A 14,750-nucleotide genomic window follows, 5' to 3' on the forward strand; every position below is an offset into this window, starting at 1 on the left:
GGAGTGCAGTGGCAGGTAAGGCCCGCGTACACGAGCTTGCCAAGGAGCTCGGGGTCGAAAGCAAGACAGTTCTCGCCAAGCTGAAGGAAATGGGCGAGTTCGTGAAGTCCGCGTCCAGCACCGTCGAGGCGCCCGTCGCCCGTCGGCTGCGCAACGCCTTCGTCGCCTCCGCCGGCTCGCCGGCGCCGTCCGCCCCTCCGGCGGCCACCCAGAGCCCGACGTCGACCCCGACTCCGACGCCGTCCCCGACCCCGGGCGCCCCCCGGGTCACGGCGAAGCCGATGCCGCCCCGGCGGCCCGGCCCGCCGGCCCCCGGACCGAAGCCCAAGGGCCCGGTCCCCGGCCCGCCGCAGCCGGCGACCCCGGTCGCCAAGCCGGCGAGCGCCCACGACATCGAGGTGGCCGCCGCCGAGGCGCGCGCCGCCGCGCTGAAGGCCGAGCAGGAGGCCGCGGTCAAGGCCGCCCAGGCCGCCCGCCAGCAGCAGCGTGAGAACGTCCGCCGGGAGCCCCCGGCGGAGGGTGGCCCCCGTCCCGGCCCGCGTCCCGGTCCGGGCACGATGCCGCCCCGCCCGGGTTCCCCGGCCGCCGGTCGTCCCGGTGGACCGGGCCAGGGCCAGGGCCCCGGCGCCCGGCCGGGCGGTCGTCCGCCGGCGCGCGGCGCCGGTAACAACCCGTTCGGCATCCAGGGCGGTCAGCAGCAGCGGCCCCCGGCCGCCGGTGCCGGCGGTCCCCGGCCCAGCCCGGCGGGGATGCCGCCGCGGCCCAGCCCGGCGTCCATGCCGCCCCGGCCCAGCCCGGCGTCCATGCCGAGCCAGCGCCCCGGCCGGCCCGGTGGCCCCGGTGGCCCCGGCGCGGGTCGTCCCGGCGGTGGCGGCGGTGCCGGTCGTCCCGGTGGCGGCGGCGGCTTCCGTGGCGGTCCCGGTGGCGGCGGCGGTGGCGGTGGCTACCGCGGCGGTCCCGGTGGCGGCGGCGGTGGCGGTGGCTACCGTGGCGGCCCCGGTGGCGGCGGCGGCGCTCCCGGCGCCGGTGGCGGTTTCCGGCCGGGTGGCCCGGCCGGCGGCGGTGGCCGTCCGGGTGGTGGCGGTCGCGGCCGTGGCGGCGGCGCCGCGGGCGCCTTCGGGCGTCCGGGCGGCAAGCCGACCCGGGGTCGCAAGTCCAAGAAGCAGCGCAGACAGGAGTTCGACAACCTGTCGGCCCCGACCATGAGCTCGGGTGCCCCCCGGGGTCAGGGTCAGGTCGTCCGGCTCTCCCGTGGCGCCTCGCTGTCGGACTTCGCCGACAAGATCAACGCCAACCCGGGTTCGCTGGTCCAGGAGATGTTCAACCTGGGCGAGATGGTCACCGCGACCCAGTCCTGCTCCGACGAGACCCTGCTGCTGCTGGGTGAGCACCTCGGCTTCGACGTGCAGATCGTCAGCCCGGAGGACGAGGACCGCGAGCTGCTCGCGCAGTTCAACATCGACCTCGACGCCGAGGTCGCGGAGGACCGCCTGGTCAGCCGTGCGCCGGTGGTGACCGTCATGGGTCACGTCGACCACGGTAAGACCAAGCTGCTCGACGCGATCCGCAAGGCGAACGTCGTGGCCGGCGAGGCCGGCGGCATCACCCAGCACATCGGCGCCTACCAGGTCCACGTCCCGCACGAGGGCGAGGACCGGGCGGTCACCTTCATCGACACCCCGGGTCACGAGGCGTTCACCGCCATGCGTGCCCGTGGCGCCCAGGTCACGGACATCGTGGTCCTGGTGGTGGCGGCCGACGACGGCGTGATGCCGCAGACCATCGAGGCGCTCAACCACGCCAAGGCGGCGGACGTGCCGATCGTGGTGGCGGTCAACAAGGTCGACAAGCCGGAGGCCAACCCCGACAAGGTCCGCCAGCAGCTGACCGAGTACGGGCTGGTCGCCGAGGAGTACGGCGGCGACACCATGTTCGTCAACGTGGCCGCGAAGCCGGGCATCGGCATCGACGACCTGCTCGAGGCCGTCCTGCTCACCGCCGACGCGTCGCTGGAGCTGACCGCTCCGATCGACGGGCCGGCGCAGGGTGTGGCCATCGAGGCCCACCTGGACAAGGGCCGGGGCGCGGTGGCGACGGTGCTGGTGCAGAAGGGCACCCTGCGGGCGGGCGACTCGATCGTCGCCGGCGGGGCGCACGGCCGGGTCCGGGCGATGCTCGACGAGAACGGCAACCAGGTCGCCGAGGCGGGCCCCGCCCGTCCGGTGCTGGTGCTCGGTCTCACCGCGGTCCCCGGGGCGGGCGACACCTTCCTCGCGGCGGCGGACGACCGCACGGTGCGGCAGATCGCCGAGCAGCGGCAGGCACGGCGGCGGGCGGCGTCCTTCGCCAACTCCCGTGGCCGGGCCACCCTCGAGACGCTCATGGAGCAGCTCAAGGAGGGCGAGAAGACCTCGCTCAACCTGGTGCTCAAGGGCGACGTCTCCGGTTCCGTGGAGGCGCTGGAGGACGCGCTGTTCAACCTCGACATCCCCGAGGAGGTCCAGCTCAGGATCATCCACCGGGGCGTGGGCGCGATCACCGAGAGCGACGTCATGCTCGCGAGCGCCTCGTCCGAGGCGGTCACGATCATCGGCTTCAACGTGCGGGCCGCCAACAAGGTCCGCGAGATGGCCGACCGCGAGGGCGTGGAGATCCGGTACTACACCGTCATCTACCAGGCCATCGAGGAGATCGACGCCGCGCTCAAGGGGCTGCTCAAGCCGGAGTACGAGGAGGTCGAGCTGGGCAGCGCGGAGATCCGCGACGTGTTCCGCTCGTCCAAGGTCGGCAACATCTCCGGCTGTATCGTCCGGTCGGGCGTCATCCGCCGCAACGCCAAGGCGCGGCTGCTGCGCGACGGGTCGGTCGTGGCGGACAACCTCACGATCAGCTCCCTCAAGCGGTTCAAGGACGACGCGACGGAGGTCCGCGAGGGCTTCGAGTGTGGTCTGACGCTGGGCGGTTACAACAACGTCCAGGTCGGCGACGTCATCGAGACCTTCGAGATGCGGGAGAAGCCGCGCGCCTGACGCGTCCGACGCACTGATCGAGGGGTTTACGCCCGCAATGGCGTAAACCCCTTGATCATGCGGGGGTCACCGAGGGTATCGTCCGGGGCGATGTTCACCGGAACCGTGGTCTTCGACCTGCTGCTGCCGGGCGACTCCCGGTCGCTCAAAGCCAAGAGATCCTACGTACGGCCGATCGTGGCGGCGCTGCGCCGCTTCGAGGTGTCGGCCGCCGAGGTGGGTGCGCTCGACCTGCACGGTCGGGCGGAGATAGCCGTGGCCGTGGTGGCCGCGGAGGGCGCGCACGTGCGCGAGGTGCTCGACTCCTGCGAGCGCCTGGTGGCGGGCCGCCCGGAGGTCGAGCTGCTGTCGGCCCGCCGACGCCTCTACGGCGACGACGACTGACAGTGCGGGCGGGTGCCGCCCGGGACCGGCGGCCGGCCCGATCGCGAAGGTAGTGTTCGAACTGTTGGCCGGTCGGATCCGGCGGCGCCCCGCGCCGCCGGCCGGCCGGGAGTCCGACGCCGTGGAGGTGGGCGAGATGACGGATCCGGCCAAGGTACGCCGGCACGCGGAGCGCATTCGCGAACTGGTCGCGTCGGTGGTGCGGAGTCAGATCAAGGACCCGCGCCTCGGCATGATCACCATCACCGACGCCCGGATCACCGCCGATCTGCGCGACGCCACGGTGTTCTACACCGTCCTCGGTGACGCGGCGGCCCAGTCCAGCACGGCGGCGGCGCTGGAGAGCGCCAAGGGGATGCTGCGCAGCACGGTCGGCAAGGCCCTCGGGCTGCGCCACTCGCCGAGCCTGACGTTCGTCCTCGACGACGTGCAGGACCAGGTCAAGCAGATCGACGACCTGCTCGCGGCGGCCCGCCACGCCGACGCCGAGGTGCAGCGCCTCGCCGCCCAGGCCAAGTACGCGGGCGACGCCCAGCCGTACCGGCTCGACGAGGGCGAGGACGACGACGAGGCCGACGAGGTCGCGGACTCCGCCGCCGAGCCCGACGCACCGCGCGGCGCGGACCGGCCGTGACCGACCCGGCGGCCGGCGCGGCCGGCACCGGGCCGGGGGAGGCCGACTGGGCGGCGGCCGTGGCGGCCGTACGCGACCTGCCGGCCGACGCGCAGGTCCAGCTCATCTGCCACGTCAACCCCGACGGCGACGCGCTGGGCAGCATGCTCGGCTTCGGGCTGGGGCTGCGCCAGCTCGGCGTACGCCAGCTCCGGGCGACCTTCCCCGGCCCGCCGGAGGTGCCGGAGCCGTTCCGCGCGCTGCCGGGCCTCGACCTGCTGGTCGCCGAGGAGGACGCCTTTCCCGCGCCGCACCTGGTCGTCTGCTTCGACGCGGCGAGCGAGTCGCGGCTCGGCGGCCTGGTCGACCGGCTGGCCACGGCCGGCACGGCCCTGGTGCTCGACCACCACGCGTCGAACACCATGTTCGGCGGGATCAACCTCGTCGACCCCCGGGCCGCGGCCACCTCCGTGGTGGCCGAGGAACTGCTGGCCCGCCTCGGGGTGCGGCTCGACGCGGGGATCGCCGAGGGCCTCTACGTCGCCCTGACCACCGACACCGGGTCGTTCCGGTTCGAGGCGACCACCCCGGCGGTGCACGAGCTGGCGGCCCGGCTGCTGGCCACCGGCATCCGCCCCGGCGACATCTCCCGCCGGGTCTTCGACACCCGGCCCTTCGGGGCGGTGCGGCTCTTCGGCGAGGTGATGTGCCGGGCCCGCCTGGAGCCCGCGGCGGCCGGGGGCAACGGCCTGGTCTGGACGTACGCCACGCTCGACGACCTGGCCCGGCACGACCAGCGGCCGTACGTGCTGGAGGCCCTGATCGATTCGGTGCGGTGCACCGCCGAGGCGGACGTGAGCTGCGTGGTCAAGCAGGTCCGCACCGACGAGTGGGCGGTCTCGATGCGGAGCAAGGGCGCGGTGGACGTCAGCCGGGTCGCGGTCGCCCTCGGCGGCGGCGGCCACCGGTTCGCGGCCGGCTTCACCGGCCGGGGCAGCGCCGACGACGTGGTGGCGAGCATCCGCGCCGAGCTGGACAAGGCGTTGATCGGGGCGTAGATCAGGGGCGACTCCGGGGGGTGTCGGCCTTTCCGCGCTGCGTGACGGCGGGGAGAATCGGGGAATGGAGCACCCGAGCGAGTTCTCCGTTGCGGAGACCCGGGCGTGGGAGCGCCCCGTGGTCACCGTGCCGGTGCTGGTTTGTCTCTCCCTGGTCGGCGGGCAACTGCCCTCGTTCTCCGCCTCGGCGAACCTCTACACCCTCGGCACCGGGGGCGCGTTGATCTGGCTGGGCCTGGGCAACCGGGTGCCGCGCCGGCCGGCGCCGCGCCGGCTCGGCCCGGGGGCGGTCTGGTGGGTGTTGCCGGTGGCCGTGTTCGGCGTCTTCGAGGGGGTCACCTTCGTGCTGGCCGTCGGCGACGAGTTTCCCACCTTCTCCCGGCTGGCCGACCCCCTGCTGGAGGACGAGCTGGTCCGCTCCGCGGCCTGGTTTGCCTGGCTGGCCGCGTTCTGGGGACTGGTGCGGCGATGATGCGGGCCCTCGCCATCGCCGGCTTCCTCACCGCCCTGGCGCTCTTCGCCGCCGTCGAGTGGGCGGCCCGCCGCCCGGGCTCGCGCATCCCGTCGCTGGCCGACGTCTGCGCCTACGTCATGCGCTACGAGGTGGGCCCGGTCCCCGTCGGCCGGATCGGCCTGTTCGGCTTCTGGTGGTGGCTCGGCTGGCACTTCCTCGCCCGCTGACCGGGTGCCGACCGCGAGGGCCCGGTGACCGGGGGCGGCGGCCCGGCCGGCGCTTCGCGGGGCACCCCCGCTGTGTCCAGATGGCGGGAACAGTAGGCAGCATGTGGACCTGAACGATAGCTTGGGAATCGATCGGCGCCGTGGCTGCGGCGCTGGTCCGCAGGCGGTGGCGTCGCACCCGACGCCGCCTCCCCCCAGGGTCGGACCGACCCGGGCGCACGCGTCCAGACCGGCCGCTCCGGTGATCCCGGGCCGCCGACGGGCGTCCAGCACGACCGGCCGTCGGGCCACCGTGTCCCCGTGACCCGCATCCCTGGAGGGAATCGCCATGCCCAGCAAGCCCAAGCCCGAGAACACCGACGAGGCGCGCGAGCAGGCCCGCCGCGCGCTCCAGACGTCGATGGACACCCGTCAGTGACCCACGTCGACCGGCGGTGATGCCGCCGAGGTCTCGCGCCGCCGGCATCACCGCCCGACCGGTCCCGCCCGACCGGTACGCCCCCTGAGCCCCCTCGCCCCGCCCGCCTTGAGCGTGCCCGTGCCCCGCTCGCTTCCGCGGCGAAGATCGTGCTCGATGCCGGAAAGAGTGGCATCCGGCCGGCTGTGACACCACTCCTTCCGCGTTCGAGCGCGGTCGCCTCGGCGGGGCACCCTGCCGGCAGTCGGCGTGGGGCGCAAAGGTAAGGGATCGGTGCTCTTGCGGGCCTTACTTCCGCCGTGCCAGGATCGGCGGCGATGACTCAGCCCGCCCCCGCCCCGCCCGCCGACCCCGCCCGGCCGGCGGTCGCCCCGCCGCGCCGGATCGCCACGCTGGCCCTGCCCGCGCTCGTGGTGCTCGCCGCCGAGCCGCTGTACGTGCTGGTCGACACGGCGGTCATCGGCCACCTGGGCCGGGTGCCGCTGGCCGCGCTCGCCGTCTCCGGCACCGTGCTGACGTTGATCGCCTGGCTGGGCACCGTCCTGGCGTACGGGATCACCGGGCGGGCCGCCCGCCGCTTCGGCGCCGGCGAGCGGGCCGCCGCCGTCGCCGAGGGTGTCCAGGCGTCCTGGCTCGCGCTCGGGGCGGGGGTGCTGGTCGCGGCCGGGATGCAGCTCGGCGCGGGCCCGCTGGCCGAGGCGCTCGCCGGCCCCGGGGAGGTCGCCGACGCGGCGGCGCAGTGGCTGCGGGTCGCCGCGCTCGGCGCGCCCGGCCTGCTGCTCGCCGCCGCCGGCAACGGCTGGCTGCGCGGCGTGCAGGACACCCGCCGGCCGCTGTGGTTCGTGCTCGGCCCCAACCTGCTCTCCGCGCTGCTCTGCGTCCTGCTGGTCTATCCGGTCGGCTGGGGGCTGACCGGCTCGGCGGTGGCCAACGCGCTCGCGCAGACCCTCTCCGGCGTCCTGTTCGCCGCCGCCCTGGCCCGCGAGCGGGTACCGCTGCGGCCCCGCCCACGGGTGATCCGCCAGCAGCTGCTGCTCAGCCGGGACCTGCTGGTGCGGGGCGTCGCCTTCCAGGCCAGCTTCCTGTCCGCCACCGCCGTGGCCGCCCGGTTCGGGGCGGCGGCCGTCGGCGCGCACCAGATCGCCGTACAACTGTGGTTCTTCACCGCCCTGGTGCTCGACGCCCTCGCGATCGCCGCGCAGGCGCTGGTCGGGGCGGCGCTCGGGGCCGGCGACGCCGCCGTCGCCCGGGCCCTGGCCCGCCGGATGGCGCTGCTCGGCGCGGTCTGCGGCGTGGCGTTCGCGGTGCTCATCGCCGCCGGGGCCGGCGTCGTGCCCGGCCTGTTCACCCCGGACGCCCAGGTACGCGAGCAGGCCATGGTCGCCTGGCCGTGGCTGGTGGCGTTGCAGCCGGTCGGCGGCGTGGTGTTCGCCCTCGACGGGGTGCTGATCGGCGCGGGGGACGTGCGCTACCTGCGCAACCTCACGATCGTCGCCGCGTTCGGCGGGTTCCTGCCGGCGATCTGGCTGACGTACGCGTTCGACCTGGGCCTCGGCGGCATCTGGGCCGGGCTGACGCTGTTCGTGCTGCTCCGGCTGGCGGCCCTGCTGCTGCGGCTGCGCTCCGGCGGCTGGGCGGTCGTCGGCGCGGTGCGGGGGAGGTGAGGAAGGGCACCCCTCTCGCCAGGGGTGCGCCGCATTGTGCCGTGCGGTGGCGGGGGGCGTGACGCCGTCTGGCAGGCTTGGCGGTCGTGAGCGCAGACGGTCTGATCGTGGTCGACAAGCCCGGCGGCATGACGTCGCACGACGTGGTGGCGCGCATCCGTCGCCTGGCCCGGACGCGGCGGGTCGGGCACGGCGGCACCCTCGACCCGATGGCCACCGGCGTGCTGGTGATCGGGGTCGGCCGGGCGACCCGGCTGCTGACGTACGTCATCGGCGCCGGCAAGAGCTACGCCGCCACCGTGCGGCTCGGGCAGGCCACCGTGACCGACGACGCCGAGGGGGACGTGATCGCCGTCACGCCAGCCGACGCCGTCGCCGACGAGGCGGTCCGGGCGGCGTTCGCCGCGCTCACCGGCGACATCGACCAGGTGCCGAGCGCGGTGAGCGCCATCAAGATCAACGGTGAGCGGGCGTACAAGCGGGTGCGCGACGGCGAGAGCGTCGACCTGCCCGCCCGCCGGGTCACCGTCAGCCGCCTCGACGTGCTGGCCGTTCGCCGGGACACGCCCGGCGTGGTGGACGTGGACATCGACGTGACCTGCTCGTCCGGGACGTACATCCGGGCGCTGGCCAGGGACGCGGGCCTGGCGCTCGCGGTCGGCGGCCACCTCACCGCGCTGCGCCGTACGGCCGTCGGCGGGTTCGCCCTCGACGAGGCCGCGACCCTCGACGACCTGGAGCGGCGCGCCCCCGAGGTGGTGAACCTGCCCCTCGACGCGGCGGCCGACCGGTTCTTCCCGCGGCGGGAGGCCACCGCCGACGAGGCCAAGGTGCTCTCCCACGGCGGCCCGCTCGACCCGGTCGGGATCGCCGGGCCGTACGCCGTCTTCGGCCCCGACGGCGCTCTGATCGCTATCGTCAGCGAGCGGGGCGGCCGGGCGCGCGCGGAGATCGTGCTCGCCCCGGCGTGACGGCGGGGACAGGTGACCGCCGGCCCGGCCGGCGGGGTACGACCGGCCGAGGCCGGCAGGGCAACGACAGGGGAGGAGCGTCATGCAGCGGTGGCGGGGGTACGACGCCACGCCCGACGGCTGGGGCAGTTCGGTCGTCACCATCGGCGTCTTCGACGGCGTGCACAGGGGCCACCAGGCGACGATCGGGCACACCGTGGCCCGCGCCCGCGAGCTGGGGGTGCGGTCGGTGGTGGTGACGTTCGACCCCCATCCGGCCGAGGTGGTCCGCCCCGGGTCGCACCCAGCGGTGCTCACCGAGCTGGCCCGCAAGGCCGAGCTGATCGAGGCGCTGGGGGTGGACGTGCTCTGCGTGGTGCCGTTCACCCCGGAGTTCTCCCGGCTGCCCGCCGACGCGTTCGTGCACGACATCCTGGTCGAGCACCTGCACGCCACCCTCGTGGTGGTGGGCCAGAACTTCCGGTTCGGGCACCGGGCGGCCGGCGACGTGGCGCTGCTGGAGGAGCTCGGCCGAAGGTTCGGGTTCGCCGTCGAGGACGCGCCGTTGGTCGCGGAGGACGACACCGTCTTCTCGTCCACGTACATCCGGGCCCGCGTCGACGCCGGTGACGTCGCCGCGGCGGCGGCCGTGCTCGGCCGTCCGCACCGGCTGGAGGGGGTCGTGGTCCTGGGCGACCAGCGCGGCCGGGAGCTGGGCTTCCCGACGGCCAACCTGCTCTGCCACCCGCACGCGGCGGTGCCCGCCGACGGCGTCTACGCCGGCTGGTTCCTGCGCAAGGACGGCCGGGAACGGCTGCCCGCCGCGATCTCGGTGGGGACCAATCCGACGTTCTCGGGCCGGGAGCGGCGGGTCGAGGCGCACGTGCTCGACTTCTCCGGCGACCTGTACGGCGAGCGGGTGGCCCTCGACTTCACCGAGCACGTGCGCGGCCAGGTGCGGTTCGACGGGGTGGAGCCGCTGATCGCCCAGATGAACCAGGACGTGGCGCGGATCCGCCGGATGCTGGGCATCGCCTGACCGCCCCGCCCCGGTCGGGTGTGCCCCGCCATGTCGGCGACATCGCGGTTTCCCCGCCACGGGACACCCCCATGTCGCCGACATGGTGGCCGCCTCGGCCGCCTCGGCCAGCCTCCGCCACCTCCGCCCCGCTCCGCGCGGCTCGGCCAGCCTCGGCGGGCGGTTCCGCCGGGGGCTGGTAGGCTGGCGGGGACGTCGGCTGACCGACGTGGGGCCTCGCGTGCCTGCACGACGCCGCGGGTGCGAGGAGCCGGTCCGTTTCCGGTCCCCTGACCGATCCGACGGACATCACCGAACAACCCACGAAACAGGGAGAATATGGCGCTCGACCAGGAAGCCAAGGCCAAGATCCGCGCGGAGTACGCGACCGCCGAGGGCGACACCGGTTCGCCGGAGGTCCAGGTCGCGGTCCTCACCAAGCGGATCGCCGAGCTCACCGAGCACCTGAAGGTGCACAAGCACGACCACCACAGTCGCCGTGGGCTGCTGCTGCTGGTCGGCCGTCGCCGTCGGCTGCTCAACTACGTCCAGAAGAAGGACATCAACCGCTACCGGTCGCTCATCGAGCGGCTCGGCCTGCGCCGATGACGTCACGGGGGAGCGGCCCACGCGGGTCGCTCCCCCGTTCGGCTTCCACCACCTGAACGCCCGTTCGGCGCCCAGGGAGTGCAGGAGCAGGCCGCCCGGTCCGCGAGGAACAGCCTTCGGGGACCACAGGAACGGGCCCTCAGGGTCTGGGGCAACAAGAACGGGCCCTCAGGGCTGAAGGCAACAAGGAACAACAGGGGCCGCGCGACCACCCGACAGGGAGCCGGTCAGCGTACCGGTCTCCGGTAGTGGCCCCCGGGAGCCCCGGCAGTCGCCGGCGCCCCGGGCGCTTCGATCGAAGACCGGCCGTCTGAGCAGCTCCCCGCGTCGCGGACCCCCCGATGCGAAGGAGCACCACCGCACCATGACCGAGCACAACCTCGGCACCGAGTCCCGCACCGCCGTGATCGACAACGGGTCCTTCGGCACCCGTGAGATCACCTTCTCCACCGGCCGGCTGGCCCGCCAGGCCGCCGGCTCCGTCGTCGCCCAGCTCGGCGAGACGGTCGTCCTGTCCGCCACCACCGCCGGCAAGCAGCCGAAGGAGCAGTTCGACTTCTTCCCGCTGACCGTCGACGTCGAGGAGCGGATGTACGCCGCGGGCCGGATCCCCGGCTCGTTCTTCCGCCGCGAGGGCCGGCCCAGCGAGGACGCGATCCTCACCTGCCGGCTGATCGACCGGCCGCTGCGCCCGTCGTTCGTCAAGGGCCTGCGCAACGAGGTCCAGGTCGTCGAGACCGTCCTCGCGCTCGACCCGCAGCACCCGTACGACGTGGTCGCGATCAACGCCGCGTCGATGTCGACCAAGCTCTCCGGCCTGCCGTTCTCCGGCCCGATCGGCGCGACCCGGGTCGCGCACGTCGACGGTCAGTGGGTGGCCTTCCCGACCCTGGAGGAGCTGGCCCGGGCCACCTTCGACATGGTCGTGGCCGGCCGCACCCTCGCCGACGGCGAGGTCGCGATCATGATGGTCGAGGCCGAGGCGACCCCGCACGCCGTGACCCTGATCGCGGGCGGCGCCACCGCGCCGACCGAGGAGGTCGTCGCCAGCGGCCTCGAGGCCGCCAAGCCGGCCATCCGCGAGCTGTGCCGCGCGCAGAGCGAGCTGGCCGAGGTGGCCGCCAAGCCGGTCGCCGAGTTCCCGGTCTTCCTCGACTACCAGCCCGACGCCTACGACGCGGTGGCCGACGTGGCCCGCGCCGAGGTCGCCGAGGCCCTCAAGATCGCCGGCAAGGCCGACCGCGAGGAGGCCCTGGACCGGATCAAGGCCAAGGTCGCCGAGGAGCTGGGTGGCCGCTTCGAGGGCCGGGAGAAGGAGCTGTCCGCGGCGTTCCGGTCGCTGACCAAGTCCGAGGTCCGCAACCGGGTGCTGCGCGAGCAGGTCCGGATCGACGGCCGGGGCCCGCGCGACATCCGCCCGCTGACCGCCGAGGTCGGCGTGCTGCCCCGCGTGCACGGCTCGGCGCTGTTCGAGCGCGGCGAGACCCAGATCCTGGGCGTGACCACCCTCAACATGCTGCGCATGGAGCAGATGGTGGACACCCTCTCCCCGGAGAACCGCAAGCGCTACATGCACAACTACAACTTCCCGCCGTACTCGACGGGTGAGACCGGCCGGGTCGGCTCGCCGAAGCGGCGGGAGATCGGCCACGGCGCGCTCGCCGAGCGGGCGCTGATCCCGGTGCTGCCCTCGCGCGAGGAGTTCCCGTACGCGATCCGGCAGGTCTCGGAGGCGCTGGGCTCCAACGGCTCCACCTCGATGGGCTCGGTCTGCGCCTCGACGCTGGGCCTGCTCTCGGCCGGTGTGCCGCTGAAGGCGCCGGTGGCCGGCATCGCCATGGGCCTCATCTCCGACGAGGTCGAGGGCAAGACGCGGTACGTGACGCTGACCGACATCCTCGGGGCCGAGGATGCGTTCGGCGACATGGACTTCAAGGTCGCCGGCACGCCGGAGTTCGTCACCGCCCTCCAGCTCGACACCAAGCTCGACGGCATCCCGTCGGACGTGCTGGCCGCCGCGCTCCAGCAGGCGTACGAGGCCCGGCAGACCATCCTCGACGTGATGCAGCGGGCGATCGAGGCGCCGGCCGAGATGTCGGAGTACGCGCCGCGGGTCACCACCGTGAAGATCCCGGTCGACAAGATCGGCATGGTGATCGGCCCGAAGGGGCAGACGATCAACGCCATCCAGGACGAGACCGGCGCCGAGATTTCCATCGAGGACGACGGCACCATCTACGTCGGCGCGACCAACGGCCCGTCGGCACAGGCCGCCGTCGACCGGATCAACGGGATCGCCAACCCGACCCTGCCGAAGGCGGGGGAGCGGTTCCTGGGCACGGTGGTCAAGACCGCCGCGTTCGGCGCGTTCATCTCGCTGCTGCCGGGCCGCGACGGCCTGCTGCACATCTCCAAGGTGGGCGACGGCAAGCGGGTCGACAAGGTCGAGGACTTCCTCAACGTCGGCGACAAGGTCGAGGTGGAGATCGCGGACATCGACGCCCGCGGCAAGATCTACCTGGACAAGGTCCGCCCGGAGGGCGCCGAGGCGCCGGCCGCCACCGGTGAGGTCGCCGGCGACGAGCGCCCGGCCGGCCGGGGCGGCGACCGGGGCCCGCGCGACCGCGGCGACCGCGAGCGCGGCGACCGGGGCGGTCGTGGCCCGGGCGGCGGCGAGCGCGGCCAGGGCGGCGGCGAGGGTGGCGAGGGCGGCGAGCGTCCGCGCCGCCGGACCCGGCACAGCTGACGTTCCCACCACCGCCGGCCGCCCGTCCCCGGGCGGCCGGCGGCACCGCACCACCCACCCCTCGTCGAACTGAGAGCAGGTTTCCGTGAGCCGGGCCCAGCGCGCGTCTTTCCCTGCGGGTCGACGGGGGGTGGTCCCGTCCGGGGCCGTCCGGCACGCCGCCGGGGGGCAGCCCGGGCGGGCCGGCGGGTCGGCCCGCGCGGTCACCCGCACGCTGAGCGACGACCCGCTGGGCGGGACGGTACGCCGTACCGTGCTGCCCAGCGGGCTGCGCGTGCTCACCGAGGCGATCCCCGCGATGCGCAGCGTGTCGTTCGGCATCTGGGTGTCCGTGGGCTCCCGCGACGAGACCGGCCCGCAGGCCGGGGCCGCGCACTTCCTGGAGCACCTGCTCTTCAAGGGCACCCACAAGCGCACCGCACTGGAGATCTCCGCCGAGATCGAGGCGGTGGGCGGCGAGACGAACGCCTTCACCACGAAGGAATACACCTGCTACTACGCCCGCGTGCTGGACGAGGACCTGCCGCTGGCCATCGACGTCATGTGCGACGCGGTCGCCGACTCGCTGTTGGAGCCGGCCGACGTGGAGACCGAGCGCGGCGTCATCCTCGAAGAGATCGCCATGCACGACGACGAGCCCGGCGACGAGGTGCACGACCTGTTCACCGGCGTCGTCTACGGCGACCACCCCCTCGGCCGGCTGATCTCCGGCACGGAGGAGACGGTCACCCCGATGACCCGCCGGCAGATCCAGGGCTTCTACCGCCGCCACTACACCGCGCCCCAGATCGTGGTCGCCGCCGCCGGCAACCTCGACCACGCCGTCGTGGTCCGGCTGGTCCGCGAGGCGCTGCGCGGCACCCCGCTGGACACCGACCCGGCCGCGCCGGGCACGCCCCGGCCGAACACCCCGGCGGTACGCACGAAGCCGGCCGCCGTCCTGGTCGAGCCGAAGGAGACCGAGCAGGCGCACGTCGTCCTCGGCTGCCCCGGCATCGACCGCGTCGACGGGCGGCGCTTCGCCCTCGGGGTGCTCAACAACGTCCTCGGCGGCGGCATGTCCAGCCGCCTGTTCCAGGAGATCCGGGAGCGGCGCGGCCTGGCCTACTCGGTCTACTCCTACGCCAGCCAGTACGCCGACAGCGGCCTGTTCGCCGTGTACGCCGGCTGTGCCCCCGGCAAGGTCGACGAGGTGCTGGAGCTGACCCGCGCGGAGTTGCGCCGGGTGGCCGCCGACGGGCTGACGGAGGCCGAGGTGGCCCGGGGCAAGGGGATGAGCAAGGGCTCGTTCGTGCTCGGCCTGGAGGACACCGGCTCCCGGATGAGCCGGCTGGCCAAGGGCGAGCTGCTCTACGGCGACCTGATGCCGGTGGACGAGCTGCTGGCCCGCGTCGACGCGGTGACCGTGGCCGACGTGAACACCCTCGCCGCCGAGCTGCTGGCCCAGCCGATGTCCCTGGCCGTCGTCGGCCCGTTCGGCGAGCGCGACTTCTCCGCCTGACCGGCGGCCCGGCCCGTGGCGGCGGGCGGCGTCGCCGTCCGCGCGTGGGACGGCCGCCGACCGGCCCGGTGCGGCCGGT

Annotated in this window: 12 protein-coding genes; all 12 read left to right on the forward strand. The window is 74.4% G+C overall.

Annotation, left to right across the window (positions count from 1 at the left end; all coding sequences use genetic code 11):
* The first annotated feature begins 8 nt into the window (after positions 1 to 8).
* The 12 genes from infB to ACFYWL_RS05820 all read left to right on the forward strand — a co-directional run bounded on the left by infB (position 9) and on the right by ACFYWL_RS05820 (position 14,671).
* Positions 9 to 3,029, forward strand: a complete 3,021-nt coding sequence (infB, locus tag ACFYWL_RS05765; protein WP_386967886.1) for a translation initiation factor IF-2 — start codon at positions 9 to 11, stop codon at positions 3,027 to 3,029.
* Between the two features lie 90 nt (positions 3,030 to 3,119).
* Positions 3,120 to 3,413, forward strand: a complete 294-nt coding sequence (locus ACFYWL_RS05770; protein WP_074473882.1) for a DUF503 domain-containing protein — start codon at positions 3,120 to 3,122, stop codon at positions 3,411 to 3,413.
* A 136-nt stretch (positions 3,414 to 3,549) separates the two neighbouring features.
* Complete coding sequence (gene rbfA, locus ACFYWL_RS05775) at positions 3,550 to 4,047, forward strand: 30S ribosome-binding factor RbfA (protein ID WP_386967889.1); 498 nt, start codon at positions 3,550 to 3,552, stop codon at positions 4,045 to 4,047.
* Complete coding sequence (locus ACFYWL_RS05780; protein ID WP_386967891.1) at positions 4,044 to 5,084, forward strand: bifunctional oligoribonuclease/PAP phosphatase NrnA; 1,041 nt, start codon at positions 4,044 to 4,046, stop codon at positions 5,082 to 5,084. The genes rbfA and ACFYWL_RS05780 overlap by 4 nt, the downstream gene beginning before the upstream one ends.
* A gap of 64 nt (positions 5,085 to 5,148) precedes the next feature.
* Positions 5,149 to 5,556: a hypothetical protein gene (locus ACFYWL_RS05785; protein WP_386967894.1), complete on the forward strand. Its 408-nt coding sequence runs from the start codon at positions 5,149 to 5,151 to the stop codon at positions 5,554 to 5,556.
* Positions 5,556 to 5,765: a DUF6186 family protein gene (locus ACFYWL_RS05790; protein WP_386968749.1), complete on the forward strand. Its 210-nt coding sequence runs from the start codon at positions 5,556 to 5,558 to the stop codon at positions 5,763 to 5,765. Before ACFYWL_RS05785 ends, ACFYWL_RS05790 begins: the two co-directional genes overlap by 1 nt.
* A 735-nt stretch (positions 5,766 to 6,500) precedes the next feature.
* Positions 6,501 to 7,847, forward strand: a complete 1,347-nt coding sequence (locus tag ACFYWL_RS05795) for an MATE family efflux transporter (RefSeq protein ID WP_386967897.1) — start codon at positions 6,501 to 6,503, stop codon at positions 7,845 to 7,847.
* 86 nt (positions 7,848 to 7,933) lie between these two features.
* Positions 7,934 to 8,818: a tRNA pseudouridine(55) synthase TruB gene (gene truB / locus ACFYWL_RS05800; RefSeq protein WP_386967900.1), complete on the forward strand. Its 885-nt coding sequence runs from the start codon at positions 7,934 to 7,936 to the stop codon at positions 8,816 to 8,818.
* Between the two features lie 82 nt (positions 8,819 to 8,900).
* Positions 8,901 to 9,836 (forward strand): bifunctional riboflavin kinase/FAD synthetase, encoded by a 936-nt coding sequence (locus ACFYWL_RS05805; RefSeq protein ID WP_386967902.1) that lies wholly within the window; start codon positions 8,901 to 8,903, stop codon positions 9,834 to 9,836.
* Positions 9,837 to 10,154: 318 nt separating this feature from the next.
* The gene (rpsO, locus tag ACFYWL_RS05810) at positions 10,155 to 10,424 is read left to right on the forward strand and encodes a 30S ribosomal protein S15 (protein WP_043962418.1); all 270 of its coding nucleotides are present in this window, start codon (positions 10,155 to 10,157) and stop codon (positions 10,422 to 10,424) included.
* Positions 10,425 to 10,788: 364 nt separating this feature from the next.
* A complete protein-coding gene (locus tag ACFYWL_RS05815) occupies positions 10,789 to 13,170 on the forward strand; it encodes a polyribonucleotide nucleotidyltransferase (protein ID WP_386967906.1) in 2,382 nt (793 codons plus the stop codon).
* Between the two features lie 85 nt (positions 13,171 to 13,255).
* Positions 13,256 to 14,671, forward strand: coding sequence for a M16 family metallopeptidase (locus ACFYWL_RS05820; RefSeq protein WP_386967908.1), 1,416 nt, complete (start codon positions 13,256 to 13,258; stop codon positions 14,669 to 14,671).
* Positions 14,672 to 14,750: the final 79 nt, after the last annotated feature.

Source organism: Micromonospora sp. NPDC002575 (genome assembly GCF_042889525.1).
Taxonomy (GTDB): Bacteria; Actinomycetota; Actinomycetes; order Mycobacteriales; family Micromonosporaceae; genus Micromonospora; species Micromonospora carbonacea.